The sequence below is a fragment of the Bacteroides sedimenti genome (assembly GCF_040365225.1).
Lineage (GTDB): Bacteria > Bacteroidota > Bacteroidia > Bacteroidales > Bacteroidaceae > Bacteroides > Bacteroides sedimenti.
Genome location: NZ_AP028055.1, coordinates 3,615,886 through 3,641,643 on the forward strand (window position 1 = coordinate 3,615,886; position 25,758 = coordinate 3,641,643).

Genomic DNA, 25,758 nt, shown 5'->3' on the forward strand with positions numbered 1-25,758 from the left:
ATACTTTCAATAATCTCACTTCCGGGTTAGCGTACCTGGAAGTGAGATTTTCTATTTGTACAGATTATAAGTGGTTCTTACAACTTTGAACTCAGTGCGTCTGTTCAGTGAATTGCAGATCTCTTGTTGTTCTTTGGTTAGCTTGAGGATGAACTCTTCAGTTAAGACATCACCTTCTTTGAGGAAGGTAAGCTTCTGCGCCAAGCGTTTGTTAATAACTTTAGGTTGCTCTTTACCATATCCTTTAGCTGTGAGCCTATCTTTCGCAATACCTCCATTTATCAAGAAGTCAACAACCGACTCGGCTCTTCGCTGAGATAAACGTTGGTTATATTCGTCACTGCCTTTATAGTCGCAATGAGCACTTAATTCAATAGTGACATTAGGGTTATCATTTAACATTTTGATAAGTTCATTAAGCGCCTTTGTCGATTCTTCAGTCAATGTAGCCTTATTAAACTCGTAGAAAATATTCTCTATAAGTACAGGGCGGGTGATGGATGCCAGTGGAAAGTCTAGTTCGTACTCTTTGTTCTGGCTGATAGTATCGGTCTTCAGCTCCTGCTTGAAGTTAAGGTATCCGCGACAACTGGCAAGCATTACATAGCTTTGTCCTCGTTCCACTTTTTGGGTAAACGATCCGTCTCCCTTTACACTGATCTTAATATTTGTTCCATCTTTCCCCACAATGCTAACGATGGCCTCGGGTAATGCCTCTCCCTCTTTATCGTAGACCCATCCGGTTACGGTGTGCACCAGTTCGGGTAGTTCGAACGTATATATATGGTCCCATCCACGGGCATCCCCTCGATTAGAAGTGAAGAACCCTTTCTGAAAGCCTGATTCGAAAGTCATTCCAAAGTCATCACCTGCCGAATTCATCGGGTATCTCAAGTTCTCGACACTCCATTTTCCCTCATTATCCTGATATGCTCTAAATAAATCGAGACCTCCCATGCCGGGATGCCCGTCCGACGAAAAGTAAAGTTCACCATTTTCCTTGAATGTTGGGAACATCTCATCTCCGGGGGTGTTGATATCTTCTCCCAGATTCTCTACCGCACCGAATCCGGAATTTGAGACCGGTACTCTCCATATATCTTTTCCACCATATCCACCTGGCATATCAGATGTAAAGTAGAGATAATGCCCATCGGGAGAAATGGCGGGGTGAGCGTACGATGAAAGAGAGTCTTTGGTTATCACACATTTCTGCGGAGCACCCCAGTTTGCTCCGGTTCGTTGAGAAACATATATTTCGGCATAGGCAGGCAGATTCTGGTCAAACCTGCATCGTGTAAAGTACATGGTCTTTCCATCTGCCGTAAAGCAGCATGCCCCGTCTTCAAATTCAGAATTGACTTCAGTTTCTAATGGTTCAGGCTGTTGCCACACCTTTTTTTCATTTTTTCTCGACATGAAAACGTCTGCACTCTTCATGCCGGTAATTCCGTTTAGGTTGTTCCCTTTAGCCTTGTCGCGAGTAGAGGTGAAATAGATCTGGTCGGTCTCTTTGCCGGCATACATGGGAGAGTAATCGCAACGGTTGGAGTTGAATATTGTTGACTTCTTGACAATATAACGAGTCGGATTCTTCTTCCATTCAGGTGCAAGGGTGCACGATTTTATTCCGTTCTCTGCCAGTTTATTACCTATTTTGTGCACAAGATAGGTTTCGTAATTTTTGATTGCACTTTTATAATCTCCGCTTTTTCGTTCCGATTCAGCAAGATAAAAATAGGCAATGCTATCGGGATATTTATAGCGGATTGCATTCATGTATCCTCCTTTAGCACGGACAGAATAGTTTATCAACCGGTAACATTCAGCCATTTTAAAGGCAGTTTCGCCTCTTTTCTTTCTTTCCTTGGATGGAATGTTGGAATAAGCTTTCTTGTAATATTTCGCAGCATCATAATATTCTCCCAAAGCATAACTTTGGTTACCTTTTTTGATGCTGTTTTCCCATCCACAGGAGTGCAGAAGTAAAATCAGGAATCCGATAAGAGTCGTTTTGTTGAATAATTGTTTCATTATATTGATGATAAACTACTCTATAATAACTAAATTTCGGTTAGTTTATTGTGATTGACAGTCTGCTAATTCTAAGTAAACAACCTAACCTGGACGTCGATATCTTTATTCCTCAAACCCTTTTCTGAATGTGCAACCATTTTTCCATTCAGAGCAACCGTATGCACTTTTTCCCTTAATGATTATCCCTTTGCCACAAAGCGGGCAGGGCTGACCAATAATGTCATCCGGGTTCTTTTCAGCTGTCGGCTTTTCCTCTTTTTTCTTCGGCTTGGGTGCTGTGGCTTTCCGTTCGCGCTTTTTCGGTTCTTTTTTGTTCTTCTCTTCTTTTGTTGTATCCAGAATTGTAATATGCCGGTTCGAGTTATCGGACAGAACATTGTGCACCACCTCCGTCACCATCTGTTTCAATTCTTCCAGAAATGTTTTGGCTTCGTAGTTCTTCTTCTCTATTTCTCTTAACTTCTTTTCCCAAAGACCCGTCAGCTCGGCCGATTTCAACAATTCTTCGTGAATGATCTGAATCAGTTCCACTCCTGTGGGGGTAGCTATCAGATTCTTCTTCTCTTTCCGGATGTAGTTCCTTTTAAACAAGGTTTCGATGATGGCTGCACGTGTTGAAGGGCGGCCTATTCCGTTTTCCTTCAATGCGTCGCGAAGCTCGTCATTGTCCACCAGTTTTCCGGCTGTTTCCATGGCTCTCAGTAGAGTAGCTTCTGTGTATGGCTTAGGAGGTTGTGTCCATTTCTCATTCAAATCGGGTTGATGAGGTCCACTTTCTCCTTTAACAAAATCCGGCAATGTACGCTCATCGTCCTCTTTTTCTTCGGTCTGTTCCTTAGCAAAAACCACTCTCCATCCCGGTTCCAGAATCTGTTTTCCAGTTACTTTAAATTCAATTTTTTCCACTTCTCCTAGGACAGTGGTTGTGGAGACCTTGCAATCCGGATAAAAGATGGCAATAAAGCGGCGGGCAACCAAATCGAATACCCTTTTCTCCATGTCGGTCAGGTTCATCGGATGTACACCGGTAGGTATAATAGCATGGTGGTCGGTAACCTTGGAACTATCGAAAACCTTTTTTGATTTTGCCAGTTTCTTGCCTTCTAAAGATACGGTAAGTGGGGCGTAATCCTTGATTCCTTTCAGGATGGCCGGACATTTGGGGTAGATGTCATCACTTAGAAAAGTTGTATCCACACGAGGATAGGTGGTCACCTTCTTTTCGTATAATGATTGAATCAACTTCAATGTTTCATCTGCCGAGTAACCAAATTTTTTGTTGCATTCCACTTGTAAAGAGGTAAGGTCGAAGAGGCGGGGAGCATACTCTACTCCTTTTTTTGCTGAAACATCTGTGATAGTAAAATCCGAGTATTTCACTTTTTCAAGGAATTCGTATCCTTCTTCTTTTGATGTGAATTTTCCTTTCGTTGCTGAGAAGGTGGTATCACGATAAATGGTTTTCAACTCCCAATAAGGTTCCGGTTTAAAGTTCTCAATTTCCAATTGACGGTTGACTATCAATGCCAGGGTGGGAGTCTGCACTCTTCCTATGGATAAGACTTGTCTGTTTTGTCCATACTTAAGAGTGTACAACCTTGTTGCATTCATTCCCAGTGTCCAATCTCCGATAGCTCTTGATAGTCCGGCTTCGTACAGTGGCTGAAATTCCGATTGGTCCTTTAATTTAGCAAATCCTTCCCGTATTGACTCTTCTGTCAGAGAAGATATCCAAAGCCTCTTAACCGGACATTTAGCGCCGGCTTTCTGCATTACCCAACGCTGAATGAGTTCTCCTTCTTGTCCCGCGTCACCACAATTAATGATTTCGTCGGCATTTGCAATCAGTCGTTCAATTGTTTTAAACTGTTTCTCAATAGAGGGAGATTCTATTATTTTTATGCCAAATCGGGGAGGAATCATGGGTAGATTTGCCAAGCTCCATCTTTTCCATTCCGGAGCATATTCATGAGGTTCTTTTAGTGTGCATAAATGGCCGAATGTCCAGGTTACCTGATATCCGTTACCTTCAATATATCCGTCTTTTTTATTCTTTGCACCAAGGATATCGGCAATATCCCTGGCTACACTTGGCTTTTCGGCAATGCAAACTATCATATTTAAATTTTCTTTTAAGCTAGCAAAGGTAATTAATTTGCCAGAGACCCGCAAAATTGTATTTTTTTTTATGTAATAAAGCAGTGAAACGTAGTTAAATATAGTTAATAAGAATAGAAAATGGGCGGATTGCATTATTTTTGGGAAATCAATATTATTTAAAATCTCGAAAAATATATATATGACTCTTTCAAAATTATTTGATCCGCAGGAGGGCATGCCTCTTTCTGCATTAAAAATGGCTCGTCTGAAAAAAAATGTGATCCAAAAGCTTATGCTTGAGGAAGGAACCACAATTGCGGATATCTGCAAGGAAACCGAATTCAGTGTTCCAACCGTTACTAAAGTAGTGGTTGAACTTATTGAAGAAGGTATCGCTTTCGAGAAAGGGAAAATAGATACGGCAGGAGGTCGTCGTCCTTCTATCTATTGCATCAACCCCAATTCAGCTTTTTTTCTTGGTGTGGATGTTAGACGTGATTGTGTCAGTATCGGTTTACAAAACTTTAAAAATGAATTCCTGGAATTAACAACCCGTATAGAGTTTGTTTTGAAGAATACACAAGAGTCTTTGGATACTCTATGTAAAATGATAAATAGTTTTATTGAAGACTCTGGCGTTAATAAAGAAAAGATTCTTGGTGCATGTGTTGTATTATGCGGTCGAATCAATTCAGCTAAAGGATATAGCGACAGCTATTTCTCTTTCGAAAAAGAACCACTCAGCAGTTTGATTGAGAAAAAAATTGGGATCAAAACCTTTATCGAAAATGACTGTCGTGCTGTAGGATATGGTGAATACTGCTTTGGTGCCGGTGCCGGTGCCGAGTTTAAGGATGTCATTTACATTAACCTGAACTGGGGCTTTGGTATTTCTATGATTCTTAATGGTATGCTTTATTATGGTATGTCAGGTTTTTCGGGTGAATATGGTCACAGTCCTGTTCTTGACAATCAGATACTTTGCCAGTGTGGAAAGAAAGGATGTCTTGAAACTGAAATCTCTGGTCAGGCGCTGGTTCGTCGTTTCAAAGAAAAACTTGCCGATGGATCTACAACAATTGTAACCAGTCAGAAGATAATCAGTGATATCAATATGTATGATATTATCAATGCTGCAACAAAGCACGAAGATTTGCTGGCAATCGAGGTTGTTGAAGAGGTCGGAGAAAAACTGGGACATTATATGTCTTTACTATTGAATATTTTCAATCCTGAAATGGTTATTCTTGGTGGTGAACTTGCAAATTGCGGATCCTATCTTACACTTCCTCTTGAAACAGCTCTTCATAAGTATTCGTTGAATCTGGTGTTGCAGGAAATGAAATTCAAGATCGGAGAACTGGGCGACAGAGCTGGTGTTATAGGTGGATGCTACATCCTTCGTGATAGACTTTTCAATATGCTTTAATGAAAAAACGAGGTTGTTTCAACAGCCTGTTGAAACATTTCTGATTACAGAATATAAAAGTAAGGTGCTCAAAAGGCACCTTTTTTATGTACTAAGAGTTTGAATAATTATGTTTAAATACCCTTATACAATCCACAATATTCTTGAATAAGATTTCTCAATAGGCATCATGTATGAAAGTGAATATATTGAGATTTGCCCTCATTGGAAATATGACTTCCAGTTTTGATGAAAAAATAACTCAGATAGAGCTTAATATAGAGTTAGGCTTAGATTATAATAGAATAAAGAATACATTCTTTTAAACACTCAATAAAACAAAGAGGGGATATTGCACCGGTACAGTGCAATATCCCCCTTTATTTATGGAGTAATCAGTTTGATTAATCTTCTTCTTCGAGCAAGATTTCAAGAATCTGGCAAGCAGCTTTCGCAACCGGAGAACCTGGACCAAAGATGGCAGCAACACCAGCCTGATACAGGAAGTCGTAATCCTGTGCAGGGATAACACCACCGGCAATTACCAGGATATCTTCACGTCCCAGTCTCTTCAATTCGTCAATAATCTGAGGAATCAAAGTCTTATGACCGGCAGCCAGTGAAGAAACACCCACTACGTGAACGTCGTTTTCAACAGCATCACGAGCAGCTTCTGCCGGAGTCTGGAACAATGGTCCCATATCTACGTCGAAACCACAGTCAGCATAACCGGTTGCAACTACTTTTGCACCACGGTCGTGACCATCCTGACCCATTTTAGCAATCATGATACGAGGTTGACGTCCCTCTTTCTTGGCAAACTTCTCGGCAAGTTCACATGCACGTTGGAAGTCTGAATCGTTTTTACTTTCTGATGAATACACGCCTGATATAGTTCTAATTACAGCTTTATAACGTCCTACAATCTTTTCGCAAGCATCCGAGATTTCTCCCAGAGTAGCCCTTACACGAGCAGCTTCAACAGCCAGTTCAAGCAAGTTGCCTTCTTTGGTTTCCACACACTTGGTGATGGCTTCTAGAGCAGCTTGTACTTTTGCTTCGTCACGACCTTCTTTCAATTCCTTTAGACGTTCAATCTGATCCAGACGAACAGCTGTGTTGTCAATTTCAAGAATATCAATTGGAGCCTCTTTCTCGAGACGGTACTTGTTCACACCTACAATGGTCTGAGAACCGGAGTCGATACGAGCTTGAGCACGTGCAGCAGCTTCCTCGATACGGAGTTTAGGCACACCTGTTTCGATAGCTTTGGCCATACCGCCAAGCTTTTCGATCTCTTCAATGCGTTCCCATGCTTTGTGAGCCAGTTCGTTTGTCAGGCTCTCTACATAGTAAGAACCACCCCATGGGTCAACGTTCTTGCAGATGTAAGTCTCTTCCTGTATATAGATCTGTGTGTTACGAGCAATACGGGCAGAGAAGTCGGTTGGCAAAGCAATCGCTTCATCAAGCGCATTGGTGTGAAGTGACTGAGTGTGACCCAGTGCGGCAGCCATCGCTTCGATACATGTACGTCCCACGTTGTTGAACGGATCTTGCTCTGTGAGCGACCAACCTGAAGTTTGACAGTGTGTACGAAGTGCCAATGATTTTGGGTTCTTCGGATTGAACTGTTTTACAATCTTTGCCCACAACATACGAGCTGCACGCATCTTGGCAATTTCCATGAAGTGGTTTGTTCCGATTGCCCAGAAGAAAGAAAGACGAGGTGCAAAGGCATCGATGTCTATTCCTGCGGCAACACCGGCACGGAGATACTCCAAACCATCGGCCAATGTGTAAGCCAATTCGATATCGGCGGTAGCACCTGCTTCCTGCATGTGGTATCCGGAGATAGAGATAGAATTGAACTTAGGCATGTTCTTGGAAGTATATTCAAAGATATCAGAGATAATCTTCATGGAAAATGCAGGTGGGTAAATGTAAGTGTTACGCACCATGAATTCTTTCAGGATATCGTTCTGGATAGTACCTGCCATCTCTTCGAGTTTAGCACCCTGTTCCAACCCGGCATTGATATAGAATGCAAGGATAGGAAGAACGGCACCGTTCATGGTCATGGAAACAGACATCTTGTTCAATGGAATTCCGTCGAACAATGTTTTCATGTTTTCCAGTGAGCAGATGGAAACACCGGCTTTACCCACATCACCCACTACACGTTCGTGGTCGGGGTCGTATCCGCGGTGAGTAGGAAGGTCGAATGCAACAGACAAACCTTTTTGTCCGGAAGCCAGGTTACGGCGATAGAATGCGTTTGACTCTTCAGCTGTTGAGAATCCGGCATACTGACGGATGGTCCAAGGGCGAAGAGTGTACATTACAGAATAAGGACCACGAAGATAAGGAGGCAGACCGGCAGCATACTCAAGATGCTCCATTCCTTCCAGGTCTTCTTTGGTGTAAACAGGCTTCACGTTGATGTGCTCCGGAGTGTTCCAGTTGGCCTCAATCTTGTTAGCCTTTTGCCATTCAGCGGCATCAGTGTGCTCGAATCCGGCATATATATCGATATTTTTAAAATCTGGTCTCATGATGTTTTTACTTAATTCCTAGTTTTGCATTATATTCTTTCAGGGTATCCAATACATTGACACGCACGTGAATGAAGTTTTCAATTCCATTCTCTTTCAGCATGTCCATGCAGGCCGGAGCACCGGCAACTATAAATATAGCACGGTTGTTCACCGCTTTAAATGCCGGAATAGCATATTCTGCATATTCATCATCACTTGAGCAAAGAACTACGATATCGGCTTTAGCTTCCATGGCAGCTGCAACTCCTTCTTCCACAGTTTCGAATCCCAGATTGTCGATAACTTCATAACCGGCACAAGCCAGGAAGTTGCATGAGAACTGAGCTCTTGCCTGACGCATGGCCAGGTTACCGATGGTCAACATAAATGCCTTTGGCTGACGACCAGAAGTTTCTGTTTGTAAGCGGAGTGCTTCAAATTCGCTTGCTGCGCGGTCCAGATTCAGAACAGGTACAGTTGCTTCGCAGGAGTTAGAGCTACTGCAGCAGCATTTCTTTTCCACTGGTCTCTTTTCACCTGCTTTTTCAGTGAAGTTAGGGAATTGGTTGGTTCCTAAAAGAATTTCTTTACGACTTGATACTGCTGCTAGTCTTGCCTTGCCAGACTGGTTGATGTCAGCCTGTACACTTCCCGCCTTAACAGCTGCATAGAAACCACCTTCGTTTTCTACCTTTAAGAAGATATTCCAAGCCTGTTGAGCAATAGAAGCTGTCAGATTTTCAATGTAGTAAGAACCGGCTGAAGGGTCAACCACTTTATCGAAATTTGATTCTTCTTTCAACAATAGTTGTTGATTGCGGGCAATGCGTTCCGAGAATTCGTCCGGAGTCTGATATGCTTTATCAAACGGAGTTACGGTCAGTGAGTCAACACCTGCAAGAGCAGCACTCATGGCTTCAGTTTGAGTACGAAGCATATTTACGTGAGCATCAAACATGGTGAGGTTGAACGTAGAAGTTTCCGCATGTATTTTCATTTTAGCAGCGCAGCGACATTCTTCATCTTCAGCTTTATTAGGACAGTCTCTGTTGCATATAGGGCTATATTCGCTAACGATATTTGCCCATAGCATACGAGCTGCGCGGAATTTTGCTATTTCCATGAAGTAGTTTGAGCTGATACCGAAGTTGAATTTAATCTTCTTCGCAGCCAGGTTTGCCGGAACTCCGGCTTCAACCAGCATATTTAGATATTCATTTCCCCAGGCAAGTGCATATCCCAGTTCCTGAGAAATATAAGCTCCGGCATTATTGAGTGTCAAGGCATTTACGGCGATGACTCTGTAGAATGGCAGAGGTTTGATTGCATCAACCAAATCTTTTACTGTTTGTGCAAAGTTCTCTTTTTCTTTGCCTTTAGTCAGCATCTTATTGAAATAATCGTGATTGATAGAACCTTGCAACTTAGTTACATCGTAATTCTTTTTTTCGAAATATGCAACCAGTAATTTAGCAAGTTCTACTACATGATTCTGGCAAGTAGAGAAGTTCAATTCTACACAATCAGCACAAATTCCATTAAGCAAAGTGTCGATAAGCTCAGCGTTTACATCTTTTCCTTTGATGCTGAATCCGAGTGAATCAACTCCTTTGTTCAGGATGTCGAGTGCTTTAGTGTTGGCTTCTTTCGGACATTCTACCTGAATGTTCTGACGAACCAACCATACATTGTCTTTCTTTGTTCCCCGAAGGTAAGGAAACTCGCCCGGCAAGCTGTCGGTTGTTTTCAGACCTTCCAGATCTTCCATTCGGTAGAATGGTTTAACTTTAAATCCTTCGTTTGTCTTCCAAACGAGCTTCTTTTCGAAATCAGCTCCCTTAAGGTCGGCTGTTACTTTTTCCATCCACTGGCTGGTGCTCACCGGGGAAAAGTCCGAAAAGAGTTTTTCTTTACTATCTGCCATAGTTTATTATTTTAATTTACAAGATTGAAAAATGTATTATAATTCAAATTGTCAAAATCTAAAGTGCAAAGATACTTAATTACTGATAATAGAACTCATTTTTAAAGGAAATTTCGAAGGTTAGAATTTTAAAGGTCGTATTTTAGTATTTTTATAGAAAAGTATTAAATATATGCTTGATATGCAAAAATAGAATAACTACCTTTGCGCGAATTTTAAAAAATGATAAATTAAACACTATGAATTGGTTGCAAACATTGCTGACAGATCCCAACTCGGTCGCACATATAGTGGCGCTTTATGCCTTTGTGATTGCTGCTGGGGTTTTGTTAGGGAAGATTAAATTTTTCGGAATTTCGCTGGGAGTTACATTTGTATTATTCGTAGGTATTCTTGTAGGCCATTTCGGACTTACTATAAATACTGAGGTGTTGCATTTTATGCGTGATTTCGGATTGATTTTATTTGTTTTCTGTATTGGTCTGCAGGTTGGACCCTCTTTTTTCTCTTCATTCAAGAAAGGAGGCATGAGAATGAACATGCTGGCTGCTTGTATTGTTTTTCTGAACATTGCAGTTGCACTAGGACTATACTATGCTCTCAACGGCAGGATACAATTGCCTATGATTGTTGGTATTCTTTCGGGCGCAGTAACAAATACACCGGGACTGGGTGCGGCTCAAGAGGCTCTGAATCAGCTTCAGTCGTCGGGTGTCATCAATGAAGTTCCCAAAATTGCGCTGGGATATGCAGTTGCTTATCCGCTTGGCGTTGTCGGAATTATCGGAGCTATTATATTGATACGTTTCATATTCCGCATTGATTTCTCCAAAGAAGAGGCTGAATGGAACTCTACAGCCGATGATAATCAGAACAAACCTCGCCTGATGCATATTGAAGTAGACCAACAAGGTGTTTTTGGTAAAAAGATATCTGAGGTGATGGCTCTTTCGGGATGCCCTTTTGTTGTTTCCCGAATTCTGAAAAATGATAAGGTAACCATTCCGTCTCCTGATACAATACTGGAAGAAGGCAATCAGATTTTTGTTGTTTGCTCGGAGGGTGATGCTGAAACAGTGATAAACCTGATTGGAAAAGAGGTTTTTGTAAACTGGGAAGAACTGGATTCTCCAATGATTTCCAGACGTGTGCTGGTTACGAAGTCTGAAATGAATGGCAAAAAGCTGGGCTCACTGAAACTTCGTAATCTGTATGGCGTAAATATAACCCGCATAAACCGTTCTGGTGTTGACCTGTTTGCAAATCCCAACTTGGTGCTTCAGGTAGGTGACCGTGTCACAGTTGTAGGTGCTGAAGATTCAGTACAGCGTGTGGCTGATGTGATGGGTAACTCCATGAAACGTCTAAACGAACCTAATATCGTTACTATCTTTATCGGTATCCTTTTCGGTATCCTATTCGGAAGCCTTCCTTTTGCATTCCCCGGCATTCCTACTCCGGTGAAGTTAGGTCTGGCTGGTGGTCCGCTGGTTGTTTCAATCCTGATTGGACGTTTCGGTTATAAATTCAATTTGGTAACCTATACTACTCAAAGTGCCAACCTGATGATGCGCGAAATTGGTATTACTCTTTTCCTTGCAAGTGTGGGAATTGGTGCCGGAGGCGAATTCTTCAAGACTGTTGTCGAAGGTGATGGCCTGTTGTGGGTAGGATGCGGATTCCTCATCACATTTATCCCATTGATTATTGTAGGTATTGTAGGCCGTAAATATTTCAAAATTAACTATTTCATGTTGATGGGGCTTATTGCCGGTAGTAATACCGACCCACCGGCATTGGCATACTCATCTCAGGTAACCGGTAGTGATGCACCGGGTGTTGGGTATTCAACTGTTTATCCACTGGTAATGTTCCTGCGCGTGTTGTCCGCACAGCTCATTATCCTGATGTTTATGTAAAAACAAACTCTCAATAAAAAACAGCGTTCACCTAAACCAGGTGAACGCTGTTTTTTTATGTCTTTATCTTTAATTCTCCCTCTGTAACCTTCAATTCTCAAAGAGTAAAGATTGCTTTCCAGACAGCCTCTTTTTAATGTTTTTAGCGCAACCTTTCTTTATAATCTTAGTTTCTTTTCCACAAAGAGCTTTAGAAACTCCACCGTACCATAAATACCTAGGGCCGACGAATCAATACATAGGTGGTAGGTAGAAGCTGCTCCCCATTCCTTGTAGCTGTAATAGTTATAATAGGATGCTCTTTTCCGATCGGTTTTTTCTATCAATTCCTCCGCTTCATCCGGGTTGATATTCAACTTAATGCAAAGACGCTTGATGCGATCCTCCATAGAAGAGCAGATAAATACGTTTACACATCGGGGATTCTCCCTTAATATATAATCTGCACATCGGCCCACGAACAGACACGATTTCTCGTCTGCCAGTTTACGTATCACATCGCTTTGTATTTTAAATAATGCGTCATTACTCAGGCAGTTATCGTAAGGAATCGTACCATCGTTGATAAAGGGTGAACGGATGCCGAAAATCCTTCCCACAAAACTCTGGGTTGTTTTCTCGTCTGCTTTCTCAAAGAACTCCTCGCAAAGGCCACTTTCCCTCGAGGCTATGTTGATAAGTTCCTTGTCAAAATAGGATATATCCAGTAATTCAGCAAGTTTGGCACCTATTTCCCGACCGCCGCTTCCCAGCTGCCTTCCTATATTAATTACATAATTGTTGTTCATACTTCTGTAATTTGGTTACAGCAAATATAATAATTATATCTTTCCAAGGTGTTTATCTTCAGAAAAAATTGGATGCTGATGTATTTTGCATGGCTGTTATCCACCGGCATAGAGATTAATGCTATATCCATCCCGGTAAATAATAAGTCCGGACTGTTTAGCAATACCTGTTTGCTTAACAGTCCGGACTTATAAACCTTTAATCTCAAAAAAGAAGAGATTATCTATTATTCGCTTAGCGTTGCAACTTTTCTTATTCCTAATGCGATGAGCACAACTGCGGCAATTGCCAAAGACTTGATGTCGATATTGGCAAGTCCTTTTTCCATGGCTCCGTCAAACGCCTCGCGCAGGATATTAAGGATGGCATCCAATCCGTTGAAAAGGAAGAATAGAATGATTCCGATGGCGGTGCAAAACATTGCCCAGATATTCGAGAGCCTCTTTTCACGGTCTGGCAGACTGTTCATCACACGACGGGAGAAGCCATTATCTGCAATTTCTTTCTTCTCTTTTTGGAAGAAATCTGCTAAAACTTTGTCATCAATTTCCTTCATATCCGTTTTGTTTTAGGTAAATAGCTAATTTTTCTTTTCCCCTTGAAAGATGAGATTTCACCGTTCCGGCGGGGCACCCTACAATTCCTGCAATCTTATCAATGCTTACATCTTCCATGTAAAATAAGGTGACGCAGGTTCGTTCCACTTCTTTGAGCGTCTTGAGCGACTGATAAACATCCATCTTTTGCCCTACATTTTCCTGTTCGGTACAGTGTATTGCATCCACCTCACGCGCATCAATCTCTGTGGTCTCTTTCCGGCTGCGAATATAATCATAAAACACATTATATGCAATACGGTAGAGCCAGGTAGAGAAATTCGACAGGTTTTTAAAAGTGGATATATTGGTATATGCCTTTATAAATGTTTCCTGTGCCAGGTCGTCACTCAATTCGCTGTCGCCCAGTGTCTGGTGAAGAAAGAACCGCCGGATAGCCGACTGGTATTTCTTTACCAACTGGTCGAAGGCCCTGGTGTTTTTAAATACCACGACCTGTGCGACTAACGATATGTCATTGAGTTGGCTCATTCTTTATCTGACATTTGCCCGGATAAATCTGTCTCCTTGCTGGCGGGTTCGTTTTCTCCCATTCTGGTGCTGCTTTCTCCGGCTCTATTGTCATTATGCATGTCGGTGAAAGGCCTTTCTTTTCCATCTTTCTTGTTAGATTGAGCTATCAGCCATTGTCCTATTCCGAAGAACATAATCATAAAGCCGATGCATCCCAATCCAAATTCACCTGTCAGAGCCCAGAGGAAGATTCCCAATCCGATTCCCACAAAGATGTTCTTTATTCCTTTCGACCTGATATCTGTCTCTTTAGTTTTAGAGAAAAGTCCTTCGGGTATGTCTTTCCCGTTTTCGAGCGCTTTTTCCGCCAACTTGTACTGCGCTTTTCTGTTTTTATAATTAACAATCGAAACGATTAAAACGATTAATACAGGCATTCCGAAAACTGCAATTATAGCAATAATCGGGACTATGGACGAGTCTTTGCCAAACGGAAAGTCAAAGTGTTCTCCTTTTGATTCAAATTCGCCGCCTTTCAATGACTTAAAGGTATCTTCATCCTTGTTTGCAACAGAATCGGTACTTGCTGAATCTGCAGCCGCAGTGCTTACCGTTACGGTAGTTGTTGCTGTCTGCTTATTGGCCTCTTTTGCTTTCTGGGTTGAGGTTTGTCCCATCACGGTGATACTCATAAATAGCATCATCACGAATACAGTCATAAGTTGTTTCATATTCATTCAGTTTTAGTTGTTTAACGCTTCAATTGTTAGACGGATGGAATTTATTTAAAGTTGCAAATAGACGAATTATTTTTTATTTTCCTTCAAAAAAAGTGAGAATTACTATATTTGCAGCCTAAATTTTTTAATCAGATGGATTTACCGTTTCCTTTTATAAATCAGACAAAAGCACTTTTAGGTGATGATGAATATGAACGGCTTTCAGCTTCTTTGCAAGAAGAGACTCCCGTAAGCATTCGTGTGAACGAAACCAAACCTTTCCCGGTTCAGCAAGAAAACCATGTGCCCTGGTGTTCTGCGGGATATTATCTGGAGCAGCGACCTACCTTCACATTCGATCCTCTTTTTCATGCCGGATGTTATTATGTGCAGGAAGCTTCTTCGATGTTTGTGGAACAGGTGCTTCGGAATTATATCACAGAACCCGTGGTTGCTCTTGATTTATGTGCAGCTCCGGGCGGTAAATCCACCCATCTTCGTAGCTTGCTTCCAGAAGAAAGTTTCCTGGTGGCTAATGAGGTGATACGAAATCGCTCGCAAATTTTGGCTGAGAATATCATAAAATGGGGGCACCCAGATGTTGCTGTTACTAATAACGACCCGGCCGATTTTTCAGAAAAAGGATTGCTCTTCGACCTGATTCTGACCGACGTTCCTTGCTCCGGCGAAGGGATGTTCCGAAAAGATTCGGGAGCCATCAACGAATGGAGTCCCGAGAATGTGAATATCTGCTACCAACGACAGCGACGCATCATTGCCGATATCTGGCCCAGCCTTAAAACCGGCGGTGTGCTAATATATAGCACTTGTACCTATAACCTTTCAGAAGATGAAGAGAATATCGAATGGATAAAGTCAGAACTAGGTGCTGAGTCGCTCTCTATTGAGGTCCCTTCCGAATGGGGCGTAACCGGAAATTTGGCCGGTGGACAGACTCCGGTATACCGTTTTCTTCCGCATAAAACAAAAGGAGAAGGATTCTTCCTGGCGGCATTACGTAAAACAGGTGGGGAAGAGGTGATACCTGGTCGCTCCAAAAATAATAAAAAGAGCAAAAAGGAGAAACTACCAGAAATTCCCCCTCAGGCAAAAGAGTGGTTGCTGCACCCCGAATGGTTTGAACTGGAACGTAAAGGCGATGTGGTTACCGCTTGTAATATCACTTTCTCGGGATTGGTTGCTCAATTAAAACAGCAAATGCGGGTGGTGCATACCGGCATTACATTGGGAGAGATGAAAGGCAAGGACCTCATTCCTGACCATTCACTGGCCATGAGCAACGAGCTGAACATGGATGCTTTTCCAACTTATGAACTGACTTATGAACATGCTATCGCCTATTTACGGAAAGAGGCGATTGTGCTTGATGCTTCGGCTCCCAAAGGCTATTTATTGTTGACTTACAAATCAATACCGCTGGGCTTTGTGAAGAATATCGGCAACCGGGCGAACAATCTCTATCCGCAGGAATGGAGAATCCGCAGTGGATATTTACCCGAAGAGGTGCGTTGTCTCTGACAAGCCCCTTGTTTCCCTGGTTTTTTCGGATTGTGAACCAGAAACCTATTTTAAAATCGGGCTAATTTATTTTCTCGATATTATAAAATATTCTTTTTGGAGAAGGGTAAGCTGCAATGTCAGAGTTTTACGACCTAAAGAAATTCAATTGAAAAAATGTTTTTTGAAAAGGTACGCTTTTGCAAGCAATCCTTTTCCCGATTTATTTGTTATTTTTGGTAACGATGAATATTAAAGCGATGTATTACCACCCAAATTCGAAAAGTATTTATGAAAACAATGACTGGCAAAAGGGTATTTGTTACCGGAGGTTCACAAGGAATCGGAAGGGGAATAGTTGAGGCTTTTGTTGCTGCCGGAGCAACCGTTGCCTTTTGTGATATTCAGGAACCCGACTCATCCTTTCTGTTGTCGGAAAACAGTATCTTTCTGAAGGCGGATGTGACCAGTGAGCTTGCCCTGTCGGGTGTCATGTCCGAGCTGTTGATAGGGTGGGGAGATATTGACATTCTTATTAATAATGTAGGAATTAGTGAGTTTTCTCCATTGACTGAAACTGCGGTGCAACAGTTCGACCGGATTCTTGCCACCAACCTTCGACCGGTTTTTATCACTTCCCGATTATTGGCCATGCATCGTACTAAGATGACCACTTTGCCACACTACGGGCGAATTATCAACATCGCCTCCACCCGCTATCTGATGAGCGAGCCTGGTAGCGAAGGCTATGCCGCTTCGAAAGGAGGCATTGTTTCGTTAACGCATGCCTTGACAGTTTCACTCTCTAAATTGCACATTACTGTGAATTGCATCAGTCCGGGATGGATTGAAACTAAAGATTATGATTCGCTTACCGTAGCCGACCATGACCAACATCCTTCCGGTAGGGTGGGTACTCCTGAGGATATTGCCCGGGCCTGCCTCTTTCTGTGTGACCCGGATAACAATTTCATCAACGGACAGAATATGGTGATTGATGGCGGCATGACCAAGAAGATGATTTATATTTAGTCGGCCTGCAAATAAGCTAAAAATAAGGGATCAAAAACCGTTTTTTTTGCTCCTCCTGACTAATGATCAGGGTTTTTTAGTGTATTGAACGCTGCGTTCTGAAGAACATCCATTGATTGAGTTATAAGAGCACACACTGTATTGGTAACTACCTGCACTTAAATTTTCGTTTTCTGTATAGGTTGTCTGGCAAGAGTAGTCTATGCTATACTGATAATTGGCAATTAACGTCCCATTTCTGAAAACCTGAAAACCAACTAAATTACTTTTATCGGAGGGAGGATTCCAACTGATGCTTATTTTATTGGAATCAGTCGTTCGTAGAATGAGATTTTCTACTGGATCAGGATTTGATAGTTGGGGTAGATGGCCATTGACAACATAGTACGAATACGCTTCATCAAAATATTTATTCACCTTGTAAGGACTATAATAATAGCTGTATGTAAAAGAGATATAATTGCTTACATAAGGCTTGACAACCTGAAGCTGTTTGGTAAAACGATCCAGGGTAGCTGACGTCCAGAAACGTTGATCAAAATTTTCGGCATTTGACCAAAATAATAATCCCGGTTTGGCTTTTACTGCTTCAGCTAGCTGGCTAAACCACTCACTGGCATTTTCAAAGGTTAACCCACCGGCGCCTATGCAATCCTGAGGACTGAAAATGTCCCCTCTACGGAAATGAACCCCGGCAAATATTTTCTCCCACATTTTCCCGTAATTATAGGCATTGTCGCCTACTCTGTAATTCATGAAAGGAGAGAATATAATCGGCATTCCAGGAGTCAGGTTATTCAAATAATCGATATTTAGATTTAATGCATTGATCAATGTTTGCTGAAGGCTGTTAGTTGTATAATTCAGATTATCAACTTCCCAGTCCCAATACCATCCATACATTGTTTCCGGGTAACGACTTTTATATTTCCCTACCAATTCCTCGGCAATCCTATTGCCAAATTCCATTTGTGTATATAACCAGCCCTCTGAATCAGTCGTCCACCATGACCACCATTTTTCATTGGAATTTAATCCCACGAAAACTTTAAATCCGAACTTTGATGCATTCCTTAAACAACTCTCAACGACATCTTTGTTAGGATAATACGGTGTACCATTCTTGCTAGGATAGATTGTATGAGTTGCATTGTTTTTATCAGTGAAAACAGTTGGCGAGAGAATCAGATAATGCATGCCAAGTTTTTTAAGATTGGCCAATTCCAGTTCCCAGCGACTGTCATCCCAATCGGGAACTAAGTAGAAAGGAATAAATGTACCATCAATGATCGGAGTTCCTGTAATAGGTTTGTTAATCGAATCATTTATGGGAGGATTGCTTTTTTGATCAATCGGAGAGGAACAGGAAATAGCAGTAACGCAATTTAAACAAATTACGATTATGACACTTAAGCAGACTAAATACCCGTAGAGCCTTTTCCTTCTGAGTCGGAATATGTAACAATCTGTATTTTTCATCTTTATAATATCACCACTCGCTGAACGATAAATAATCATTCACCTAACGAGAGTATATCATAAAAGCAAAAATAGAATAATATTCTGAATATCAGGTATAACTAATTGATAAAAATAGAATTAAACCTGTTTTGAGCATCACTTTTCCATCATCACCTGATAAGGTTATCCTTCTCTATTTATTTCTTCCGTTCCAGTTCGGCTAGCGAATCCATCTTTTTCTTTTCGAGGAACTCGTAAATGCCGCACAGATGTTCTGTAACCTTCTTGTTACCGAATTCATACACCTTGGTCACTAATCCGTCCAGGAAGTCACGGTCGTGCGATACCACGATAAGTGTTCCGTCGAAATCTTTCAGTGCCGATTTCAGGATATCTTTTGTTTTCAGGTCTAAGTGGTTGGTTGGCTCATCGAGAATCAGTAAGTTAACCGGTTCCAACAGTAACTTAATCATCGCCAGTCGGGTGCGTTCTCCTCCCGAAAGCACCTTTACTTTCTTTGTCGACTCTTCGCCGCCAAACATAAATGCCCCCAGCAGGTCGCGTATCTTGTTGCGGATATCCCCCACAGCCACATCGTCAATAGTCTGGAAGACAGTCAGATTCTCATCTAAGAGTGATGCCTGGTTTTGTGCGAAATATCCAATTTGAACATTGTGTCCCAGCGTCAGTGTTCCGGTATGTTCAATCTCCTTCATGATACATTTCACAAGGGTTGACTTACCTTCACCGTTCTTCCCTACGAAAGCCACCTTATCACCACGTTCAATGGTGAGGTTGGCGTTGCTGAATATCAGCTTTTCTTCATAGGTTTTACCTACACCCTCCATAACAACAGGATAGTTTCCCGAACGGGGAGAAGGAGGGAATTTCAATCGTAACGCAGAGGTGTCTTCCTCGTCCACTTCCAGAATCTCCAGCTTTTCCAACATCTTTACGCGGCTCTGCACCTGGTTGGTTTTTGAATAAGTACCTTTGAAACGTTCGATGAATTCCTGATTCTCAGCAATCATCTTTTGTTGTTCCTCGAATGCTTTCTGTTGTTGTTCACGTCTTTCCTGACGGAGTTGCAAGTATTTAGAGTAGTTTACTTTATAGTCGTAAATGCGCCCCATGGTTACCTCGATGGTACGGGTGGTAATGTTGTCGACGAATTTGCGGTCGTGACTGATCAGGATTACCGCTTTGGCGCTGTTGATAAGAAAATCTTCCAACCATTGAATTGACTCAATGTCGAGGTGATTGGTTGGCTCATCCAGTAAGAGCACATCCGGTTTTTGCAGTAGCAGTTTAGCCAGCTCGATGCGCATACGCCATCCACCGCTAAAGTCGCTTGTCTGTCGGTCGAAGTCTTCACGCATAAATCCCAGACCCAGTAATGCTTTTTCCACATCCGCCTCATAATTGGTGGCGTCAATGGCATAATATTTTTCGCTGATGGCAGACACATGCTCAATAAGTTCCATGTAGCTGTCGCTTTCGTAGTCCGTTCTGGTTTCCAGCTCTTTGTTCAGCCTTTCAATTTCAGCCTCCATTTCATGAAGGTGTGCAAAAGCCTGCGCTGTCTCTTCAAAAACAGTGCGCCCGTCTTCCGTCATCAAGTGCTGAGGCAGGTAAGCTATCACGCTATCCTTCGGGGCTGATATTTTCCCCCGGGTAGGTTGGCGTACTCCGGCAAGTATCTTCAATAAAGTACTTTTGCCTGCACCGTTTTTCCCCATCAGGGCAATACGGTCTTTCTCATTTATCACAAAAGAAATATCACTGAAAAGGGTGCTCCCCCCGAACTCAACTGTTAATCCGTCTACTGAAATCATTCTCTGGTTTTGCTAATTTGGGCGCAAAGGTAGTGAATTTTTGTCTTTCAGAAAATTGTAGATAACATATTGTGACCTTATAGGTGCTTCCGACGGATTGTATTTAAACCTATTTTGCAAATTCTCGTCCACAAAGCACGCCTTCTTATTGTCCTGCAGCTGAATGTTCAGTATATCAATTATTTCCTGTTTCAGTTCCTCATCGAGAATCGGGGTGACAGCCTCAATGCGCCGGTATAGGTTTCGTCGCATCCAGTCGGTTGAGCCGATAAATACTTTTGGGTTTCCATCATTATGAAAATACCACACCCGTGCATGTTCCAGAAAACTGTCCACAATACGTGTAACCTTGATGTTCCTGCTGAAAGGCTGCCCCGGAATCAGACAACAAATACCTCTCACAATCAGATCAATCTCCACTCCACTTTCCGAGGCGCGGTAAAGTTCGTTGATCATGCTCTGATCCTGAAGCGCGTTCATCTTTAGAATAATTTTTCCCTTCTTCCCCTCTCTTGCCAATTCTATCTCGTGATTAATCATTTTGATGAGTTCCGGAATCAGGTTAAACTGGGCCACCAGTAGTTTCTTGAACTGTGCCCTTTCAACCTTCTTTTCCAGTGTCAGGAATAAGGTATGCAAGTCTTCAACAATTTCCTTATTCGATGTAAATAACCCCATGTCCGAGTATACCTTTGCGGTTTTTTCATTAAAGTTTCCGGTACTGATGTATGCGTAGCTGGGTATGTACTTGTCGCTATTCTTGTCGCTATGTCTCAGAATCAGGGCTACCTTGGCATGAACCTTCAGTCCTGGTATGCTATAGATGATGTTAATCCCTGCCTTATGCATCAGTTCTGCCGTTTCCAGATTGTTTTCTTCGTCAAACCGAGCCTTCAGTTCCACGAATACGGTTACTTTTTTCCCATTCTGCGCAGCACTGATTAGTGTATTGATTACGGCGGAGTTTTCCGCAGCCCGGTATTGAGTAATCATAATTTCCTTGGTCATGCTATCGTGAACCGCTTCGTATAGGAAATGGATGAAATGTTCGAAAGAATGGTATGGGTAGTGTACCAGCAAATCCCTCTTTTTGACATACTTGAAGATAGAAGAGCTCTTGTCCAGGTAATTCAATCTCATGGGTAGGGGCTTTTCGTTTATCCTCAGCAGCTTATTGGGGTTGGGCAGATGGCACAAGTCTTCCAGGTTCAGGTGCTTCTCACCCTGTACCAGTTCATTCAGGTTAATATGGAAAGCATCCATCAGAAAGCTGAGAAAATCGCCCGGCATCTGACGGTCGTATACAAAACGGCATACGGCCCCTATTTTGCGTTTTTTGACCTTTTTCTTCACCTGTTCTACAATGTTTCCACTCAATTTATCGTCAATCAGGATATCTGCATCTCTCGAAATCTTGATGTTGTAACAGCAGTCCACATCGTATCCCGGAAAAATGGTGTCGATATTAGCTTTAATGATGTCTTCCAGATACATCAGATAGTATTTTCCTTCGTGCTGAGGAAGCTCTACAAAGCGGGGCGCCTTGCTGTATGGTAGTTTAATAACAAAATACTGAACCCGTGAAGGGTCTCCTTCAGGACAGTTTTTCCTAAACAACCTCACTGCAAGGTAAAGCCGGTTGTCTCTCAGAAACGATACAATTTCACCTTTAGAAATCAGTACGGGTTGTAAGAAAGGAAAGACCTCCTCTCTAAAGTAGTTCCGTACAAACTCTTCATGAAAAGGTTCCACCTCTTTGCTCTGATAGAAAATTACATTATTCTCTCTCAGTGCAGGAATTATTTTCTTTTCATAAATACGTACCCTTTCTTCCAATTGTTTGTTTACCTCATTATTGATCTCTTCAAGCGTATCCAGTGAGCTCTGAATAGATTCCTCATCAGTCCGGGCACCCGAAACATTGGCTTTATGGTCGGCAACCCGGATTTTATAGAACTCTTCCAGGTTTGAAGAATATATTGAAATGAAATTAATGCGCTCATAAAGAGGAAGGCTTTCATCATCAGCCTCCAGCAGCACACGATAGTTGAAAGACAACCAACTGATATCGCGTTTAAAGTATCGATAAGCGTTTTCCATAGCAACAATTTTGCCGTAAATATAAGTAATTAACTATATTTGCAATCATAAAAATGCAAAAAATGGTAAGAATAGGGTTACTATCAGATACTCACGGCTATTGGGATGAGAAATATCTGAAGTATTTTGAGGAGTGTGATGAGATTTGGCATGCAGGAGACATTGGGTCGATCGAAGTGGCCGAAAAGCTTGCGGCTTTCAGACCGTTGCGGGCGGTTTATGGAAATATAGACGGACAAGATATCCGGAAATTGTATCCTCAAATCAACCGGTTTACAGTGGAAGGAGCCGAAGTTTTAATAAAGCACATCGGTGGTTATCCGGGAAATTACGACCCGTCAATTCAGGGAAGTATCCTGGTTCGTCCGCCAAAGTTGTTTATCAGCGGACACTCGCACATACTCAAGGTAAAATACGACAAGACCCTAGGAATGCTCCATATAAATCCGGGAGCGGCGGGGATATACGGTTTTCACAAAGTACGTACCATGGTTCGCTTCGTGATTGACAAGGGAGAGTTCAAGGACCTGGAGGTGATTGAACTTGCCGGGTAATTACCCAACCTGTTAATAATCCATCTATATTGATATTGTATGAAATGCATGTTGTTGTTTATCAGTTTTTTATCATTGTTGATAACTCCGGCGGTAGCTCAAGATAATAGATCTCCTGAGGCTGAGTTTGATATAGCTACCAAACTAAACTGGAAACAAGTGTTTACAGACGATTGTAAAACAAAGTGGAAAAATAAGTGGTTTTTGGATGGTGAACAAGCGCGAATAATAAATGGTCCTGATGGAATGGATTTCTATGCAGGAAAATGTATAGATAATGATGCTTCGCATGCTGTACTTTGGACTAAACAAACATTCTCAGGTGATATTCGCATTGAATATGACTTTACCCGATTAGATACCCTTTCGGTTCCCAACAACGTAAATATTATCTATCTTTTGGCTGAAGGAAGTGGGATGGGAGAGTATACAAAAGATATCTATTGCTGGAGGTCGTTAAGAAAAGCTCCGTCAATGGATATCTATTTTAATCACATGTCTGCCTATCACATCAGTTATGCTGTAAACGGTGCGGGTGGAACTGAAAAAAACTATCTGCGAGCACGTCGTTATATCCCCGAAACAGGTAAAGGTCTTCAAGGTACAGCCTTAACCCCCGAATATTCAAATATTCTTTTTTTCGAACCGGGTGTAAAACATCATATAACCATAATTAAATGCAGAAACATGATTTATATGATGGTAAAGAATAATGAAAGAGAGACTCTTTTTCACTTTAGTACGGCCAACCATAAAGATCTTAAATCAGGAAGAATTGGACTGAGACATATGTGGAAAAGAGATTCAAGGTATGCTAATTTTACAGTTTATCAGCTCTGATTAACCTGCGAATACCCCATATAACCTCCGGAGTAGAGAGGATATACGGTTTCCACAAGGTACGTACCATGGTTCGCTTCGTGATTGACAAGGGAGAGTTCAAGGATTTGGAGGTGATTGAACTTGCCGGGTGATTAATAGTTGAAACTGACTCCTATGCCGATGCCAAGTTTTCCGGAAAGGTTTTTGGGGGCCATTATTTTTGTCTCAATAACTTCACGGGTATAGGCATCGGTTACTTTATATGTATAATCAACTTTTTGTAAGAATTGTGTGTAATCAACATCCAAGTTGAAAAGAATCTTTCTATACTTGTAACCCAAACTAATTCCGGGGTTTAAGAAAAGAAGATCGTCAGTTCCCGTCTCACTGTCACCTGCGGAGTATCTAATTTGATAAAGATTGTTGCCTCCCTTTTCTTTCAGGTTGAAGTCTGAATTCTTTGCCAACATTTCTCCAATACCGAATCCTAATCTGGTACGGATAATCCAGTTCTTCTTTTCAATACGGTATGTTCCCCCAACACTTCCGTCAAAAAGAACTACATTGTTGTTTCCATCGAAAAAACTCCCCAGGTTATAATAACCGTCTGGTATTAATGTTGAAACATCTTTTCCAGAATGTGTTGCAGAAGCTATCTTTAAATCGATGAATGCTCCCCATCGGGAATTAAAAAAATAGCTTAATCTGCTTTTAATAAAAGGAGAGATTGTTTTGGTGCTTAACAGACAATCCGAGGCATTTCCAAACTTCGGTTCAAACATATTCACATTGGCGCCGGTCGTTATATCTATTATTGTGCGTACGGGGTATACTGTTGTTGTGTGTTACAATCGCATCCCATGCCTAGGAAGATAGCTAAGACCAGCATTGATCGTAATAAATATTTTATAGATTTAGATTTAATTGATGTGTAAAGATATCCTTTTATTTCTATAAACGTAAGAATTTAATAAAAACTGCTCTATCTCTCGTTGAATTATTTTGCAATATCAAATAACTTTCCGTAATTTGCGTTTATAACATAACAATTCAGACTATGAAAGGAATTATTCTTGCCGGCGGAAGCGCAACCCGCTTATATCCGCTATCGAAAGCTATATCGAAACAGATAATGCCGGTGTACGATAAACCGATGATTTATTATCCGTTGTCCACATTGATGCTGGCCGGAATTCGGGAAGTACTGATAATCTCTACTCCCCGCGACCTTCCTATGTTCAGAGAGCTGCTGGGTACTGGAGAAGAGCTAGGCATGAATTTCCAATATAAAATTCAGGAGAATCCCAACGGACTGGCGCAAGCTTTTGTGCTTGGAGCCGAATTCCTGAACGGTGAACCCGGATGCCTGATTCTGGGCGATAACCTGTTTTATGGACAAGGGTTTTCAAAAATGCTGGAACGGGCTGCTAGTACCACAAATGGTGCATGCATCTTTGGCTATTATGTAAAAGACCCCAGGGCTTATGGCGTGGCAGAGTTCGATGAAACCGGAAAGGTGATTTCTCTGGAAGAAAAACCTGAACAACCCAAGAGCAATTATGCGGTGCCGGGGCTCTATTTCTATGACTCCACAGTGACCGAGAAAGCTGCTAAACTGCAACCTTCGGCTCGTGGAGAATATGAAATTACCGACCTGAACAAGATGTATCTGGAAGAGGGCAGTCTGAAAGTGGAATTGTTTGGACGCGGATTTGCATGGCTCGATACCGGAAACTGCGACAGCTTGCTGGAAGCATCTAATTTCGTGGCAACCATTCAGAACCGTCAGGGCTTTTATGTAAGCTGCATCGAAGAGATTGCATGGCGCAACGGATGGATTTCTACCGAACAGCTGCTCACTCTGGGCAAGAAGTTAGATAAAACAGAATACGGTAAATATTTGATTGAACTGGCTAAAATAAAAAAATAACAT

19 protein-coding genes and 1 pseudogene are annotated in these 25,758 nt (G+C 41.8%); 8 read left to right on the plus strand and 12 right to left on the minus strand.

Annotated features, from left to right (window positions below; all coding sequences use genetic code 11):
• Positions 1-51: 51 nt before the first annotated feature.
• Together ABWU87_RS14390 and ABWU87_RS14395 are read right to left on the minus strand one after the other, a co-directional pair.
• On the minus strand, positions 52-2,034 hold the full coding sequence (locus ABWU87_RS14390; RefSeq protein ID WP_353331888.1) for an OmpA family protein: 1,983 nt from the start codon (positions 2,032-2,034) through the stop codon (positions 52-54).
• A gap of 105 nt (positions 2,035-2,139) precedes the next feature.
• A complete protein-coding gene (locus ABWU87_RS14395) occupies positions 2,140-4,155 on the minus strand; it encodes a DNA topoisomerase 3 (protein WP_353331890.1) in 2,016 nt (671 codons plus the stop codon).
• A 181-nt stretch (positions 4,156-4,336) separates the two neighbouring features.
• On the opposite strand from ABWU87_RS14395, the gene ABWU87_RS14400 reads away from it, so the two are divergent.
• Positions 4,337-5,566, plus strand: a complete 1,230-nt coding sequence (locus tag ABWU87_RS14400; RefSeq protein WP_353331892.1) for an ROK family protein — start codon at positions 4,337-4,339, stop codon at positions 5,564-5,566.
• A gap of 383 nt (positions 5,567-5,949) precedes the next feature.
• On the opposite strand, the gene scpA is transcribed toward ABWU87_RS14400, so the two are convergent.
• Both scpA and mutA read right to left on the minus strand, forming a co-directional pair.
• Positions 5,950-8,100 (minus strand): methylmalonyl-CoA mutase, encoded by a 2,151-nt coding sequence (gene scpA, locus ABWU87_RS14405; protein ID WP_353331894.1) that lies wholly within the window; start codon positions 8,098-8,100, stop codon positions 5,950-5,952.
• Positions 8,101-8,107: 7 nt separating this feature from the next.
• Positions 8,108-10,006 (minus strand): methylmalonyl-CoA mutase small subunit, encoded by a 1,899-nt coding sequence (gene mutA, locus ABWU87_RS14410; RefSeq protein WP_353331896.1) that lies wholly within the window; start codon positions 10,004-10,006, stop codon positions 8,108-8,110.
• Positions 10,007-10,245: 239 nt separating this feature from the next.
• Between mutA and ABWU87_RS14415 the strand changes: the two genes are divergently transcribed.
• Complete coding sequence (locus ABWU87_RS14415; RefSeq protein WP_353331898.1) at positions 10,246-11,925, plus strand: putative transporter; 1,680 nt, start codon at positions 10,246-10,248, stop codon at positions 11,923-11,925.
• A 158-nt stretch (positions 11,926-12,083) separates the two neighbouring features.
• Here the strand turns inward: ABWU87_RS14415 and ABWU87_RS14420 are convergent, their stop codons facing one another.
• The 4 genes from ABWU87_RS14420 to ABWU87_RS14435 form a co-directional block, all read right to left on the minus strand.
• Complete coding sequence (locus ABWU87_RS14420; RefSeq protein WP_353331899.1) at positions 12,084-12,713, minus strand: AAA family ATPase; 630 nt, start codon at positions 12,711-12,713, stop codon at positions 12,084-12,086.
• 227 nt (positions 12,714-12,940) lie between these two features.
• Entirely contained in the window at positions 12,941-13,270 is a 330-nt protein-coding gene (locus ABWU87_RS14425; RefSeq protein WP_353331901.1) for a DUF5056 domain-containing protein, read from the minus strand.
• Positions 13,257-13,802, minus strand: coding sequence for an RNA polymerase sigma factor (locus tag ABWU87_RS14430; RefSeq protein WP_353331903.1), 546 nt, complete (start codon positions 13,800-13,802; stop codon positions 13,257-13,259). The genes ABWU87_RS14425 and ABWU87_RS14430 overlap by 14 nt, the downstream gene beginning before the upstream one ends.
• Positions 13,799-14,515, minus strand: coding sequence for a DUF6249 domain-containing protein (locus tag ABWU87_RS14435; protein WP_353331905.1), 717 nt, complete (start codon positions 14,513-14,515; stop codon positions 13,799-13,801). The genes ABWU87_RS14430 and ABWU87_RS14435 overlap by 4 nt, the downstream gene beginning before the upstream one ends.
• A 141-nt stretch (positions 14,516-14,656) precedes the next feature.
• On the opposite strand from ABWU87_RS14435, the gene ABWU87_RS14440 reads away from it, so the two are divergent.
• Together ABWU87_RS14440 and ABWU87_RS14445 are read left to right on the plus strand one after the other, a co-directional pair.
• A complete protein-coding gene (locus ABWU87_RS14440) occupies positions 14,657-16,042 on the plus strand; it encodes a methyltransferase RsmF C-terminal domain-like protein (protein ID WP_353331907.1) in 1,386 nt (461 codons plus the stop codon).
• 279 nt (positions 16,043-16,321) lie between these two features.
• The gene (locus ABWU87_RS14445; protein ID WP_353334487.1) at positions 16,322-17,053 is read left to right on the plus strand and encodes an SDR family NAD(P)-dependent oxidoreductase; all 732 of its coding nucleotides are present in this window, start codon (positions 16,322-16,324) and stop codon (positions 17,051-17,053) included.
• Between the two features lie 66 nt (positions 17,054-17,119).
• Here the strand turns inward: ABWU87_RS14445 and ABWU87_RS14450 are convergent, their stop codons facing one another.
• From ABWU87_RS14450 to ABWU87_RS14460, 3 genes are all read right to left on the minus strand, one after another.
• The gene (locus tag ABWU87_RS14450) at positions 17,120-18,532 is read right to left on the minus strand and encodes a DUF4434 domain-containing protein (RefSeq protein ID WP_353331909.1); all 1,413 of its coding nucleotides are present in this window, start codon (positions 18,530-18,532) and stop codon (positions 17,120-17,122) included.
• 179 nt (positions 18,533-18,711) lie between these two features.
• Positions 18,712-20,349 carry an ABC-F family ATP-binding cassette domain-containing protein gene (locus tag ABWU87_RS14455; protein ID WP_353331911.1) on the minus strand — a complete coding sequence of 546 codons (1,638 nt, stop codon included), beginning with the start codon at positions 20,347-20,349 and terminating at the stop codon, positions 18,712-18,714.
• A gap of 12 nt (positions 20,350-20,361) precedes the next feature.
• Positions 20,362-22,449 (minus strand): RNA degradosome polyphosphate kinase, encoded by a 2,088-nt coding sequence (locus ABWU87_RS14460; protein ID WP_353331913.1) that lies wholly within the window; start codon positions 22,447-22,449, stop codon positions 20,362-20,364.
• 62 nt (positions 22,450-22,511) lie between these two features.
• Between ABWU87_RS14460 and ABWU87_RS14465 the strand changes: the two genes are divergently transcribed.
• The 3 genes and pseudogenes from ABWU87_RS14465 to ABWU87_RS14475 form a co-directional block, all read left to right on the plus strand.
• Positions 22,512-23,003 (plus strand): metallophosphoesterase family protein, encoded by a 492-nt coding sequence (locus ABWU87_RS14465; RefSeq protein WP_353331915.1) that lies wholly within the window; start codon positions 22,512-22,514, stop codon positions 23,001-23,003.
• Positions 23,004-23,042: 39 nt separating this feature from the next.
• A complete protein-coding gene (locus ABWU87_RS14470) occupies positions 23,043-23,843 on the plus strand; it encodes a hypothetical protein (protein ID WP_353331917.1) in 801 nt (266 codons plus the stop codon).
• A gap of 44 nt (positions 23,844-23,887) precedes the next feature.
• Positions 23,888-23,977 (plus strand): annotated as a pseudogene (locus ABWU87_RS14475) (metallophosphoesterase family protein); the annotation flags it as partial.
• Here ABWU87_RS14475 and ABWU87_RS14480 read toward each other — a convergent pair.
• Positions 23,978-24,607 carry a hypothetical protein gene (locus ABWU87_RS14480; RefSeq protein WP_353331919.1) on the minus strand — a complete coding sequence of 210 codons (630 nt, stop codon included), beginning with the start codon at positions 24,605-24,607 and terminating at the stop codon, positions 23,978-23,980.
• 275 nt (positions 24,608-24,882) lie between these two features.
• Between ABWU87_RS14480 and rfbA the strand changes: the two genes are divergently transcribed.
• Positions 24,883-25,755 (plus strand): glucose-1-phosphate thymidylyltransferase RfbA, encoded by an 873-nt coding sequence (gene rfbA / locus ABWU87_RS14485; RefSeq protein WP_353331921.1) that lies wholly within the window; start codon positions 24,883-24,885, stop codon positions 25,753-25,755.
• Positions 25,756-25,758: the final 3 nt, after the last annotated feature.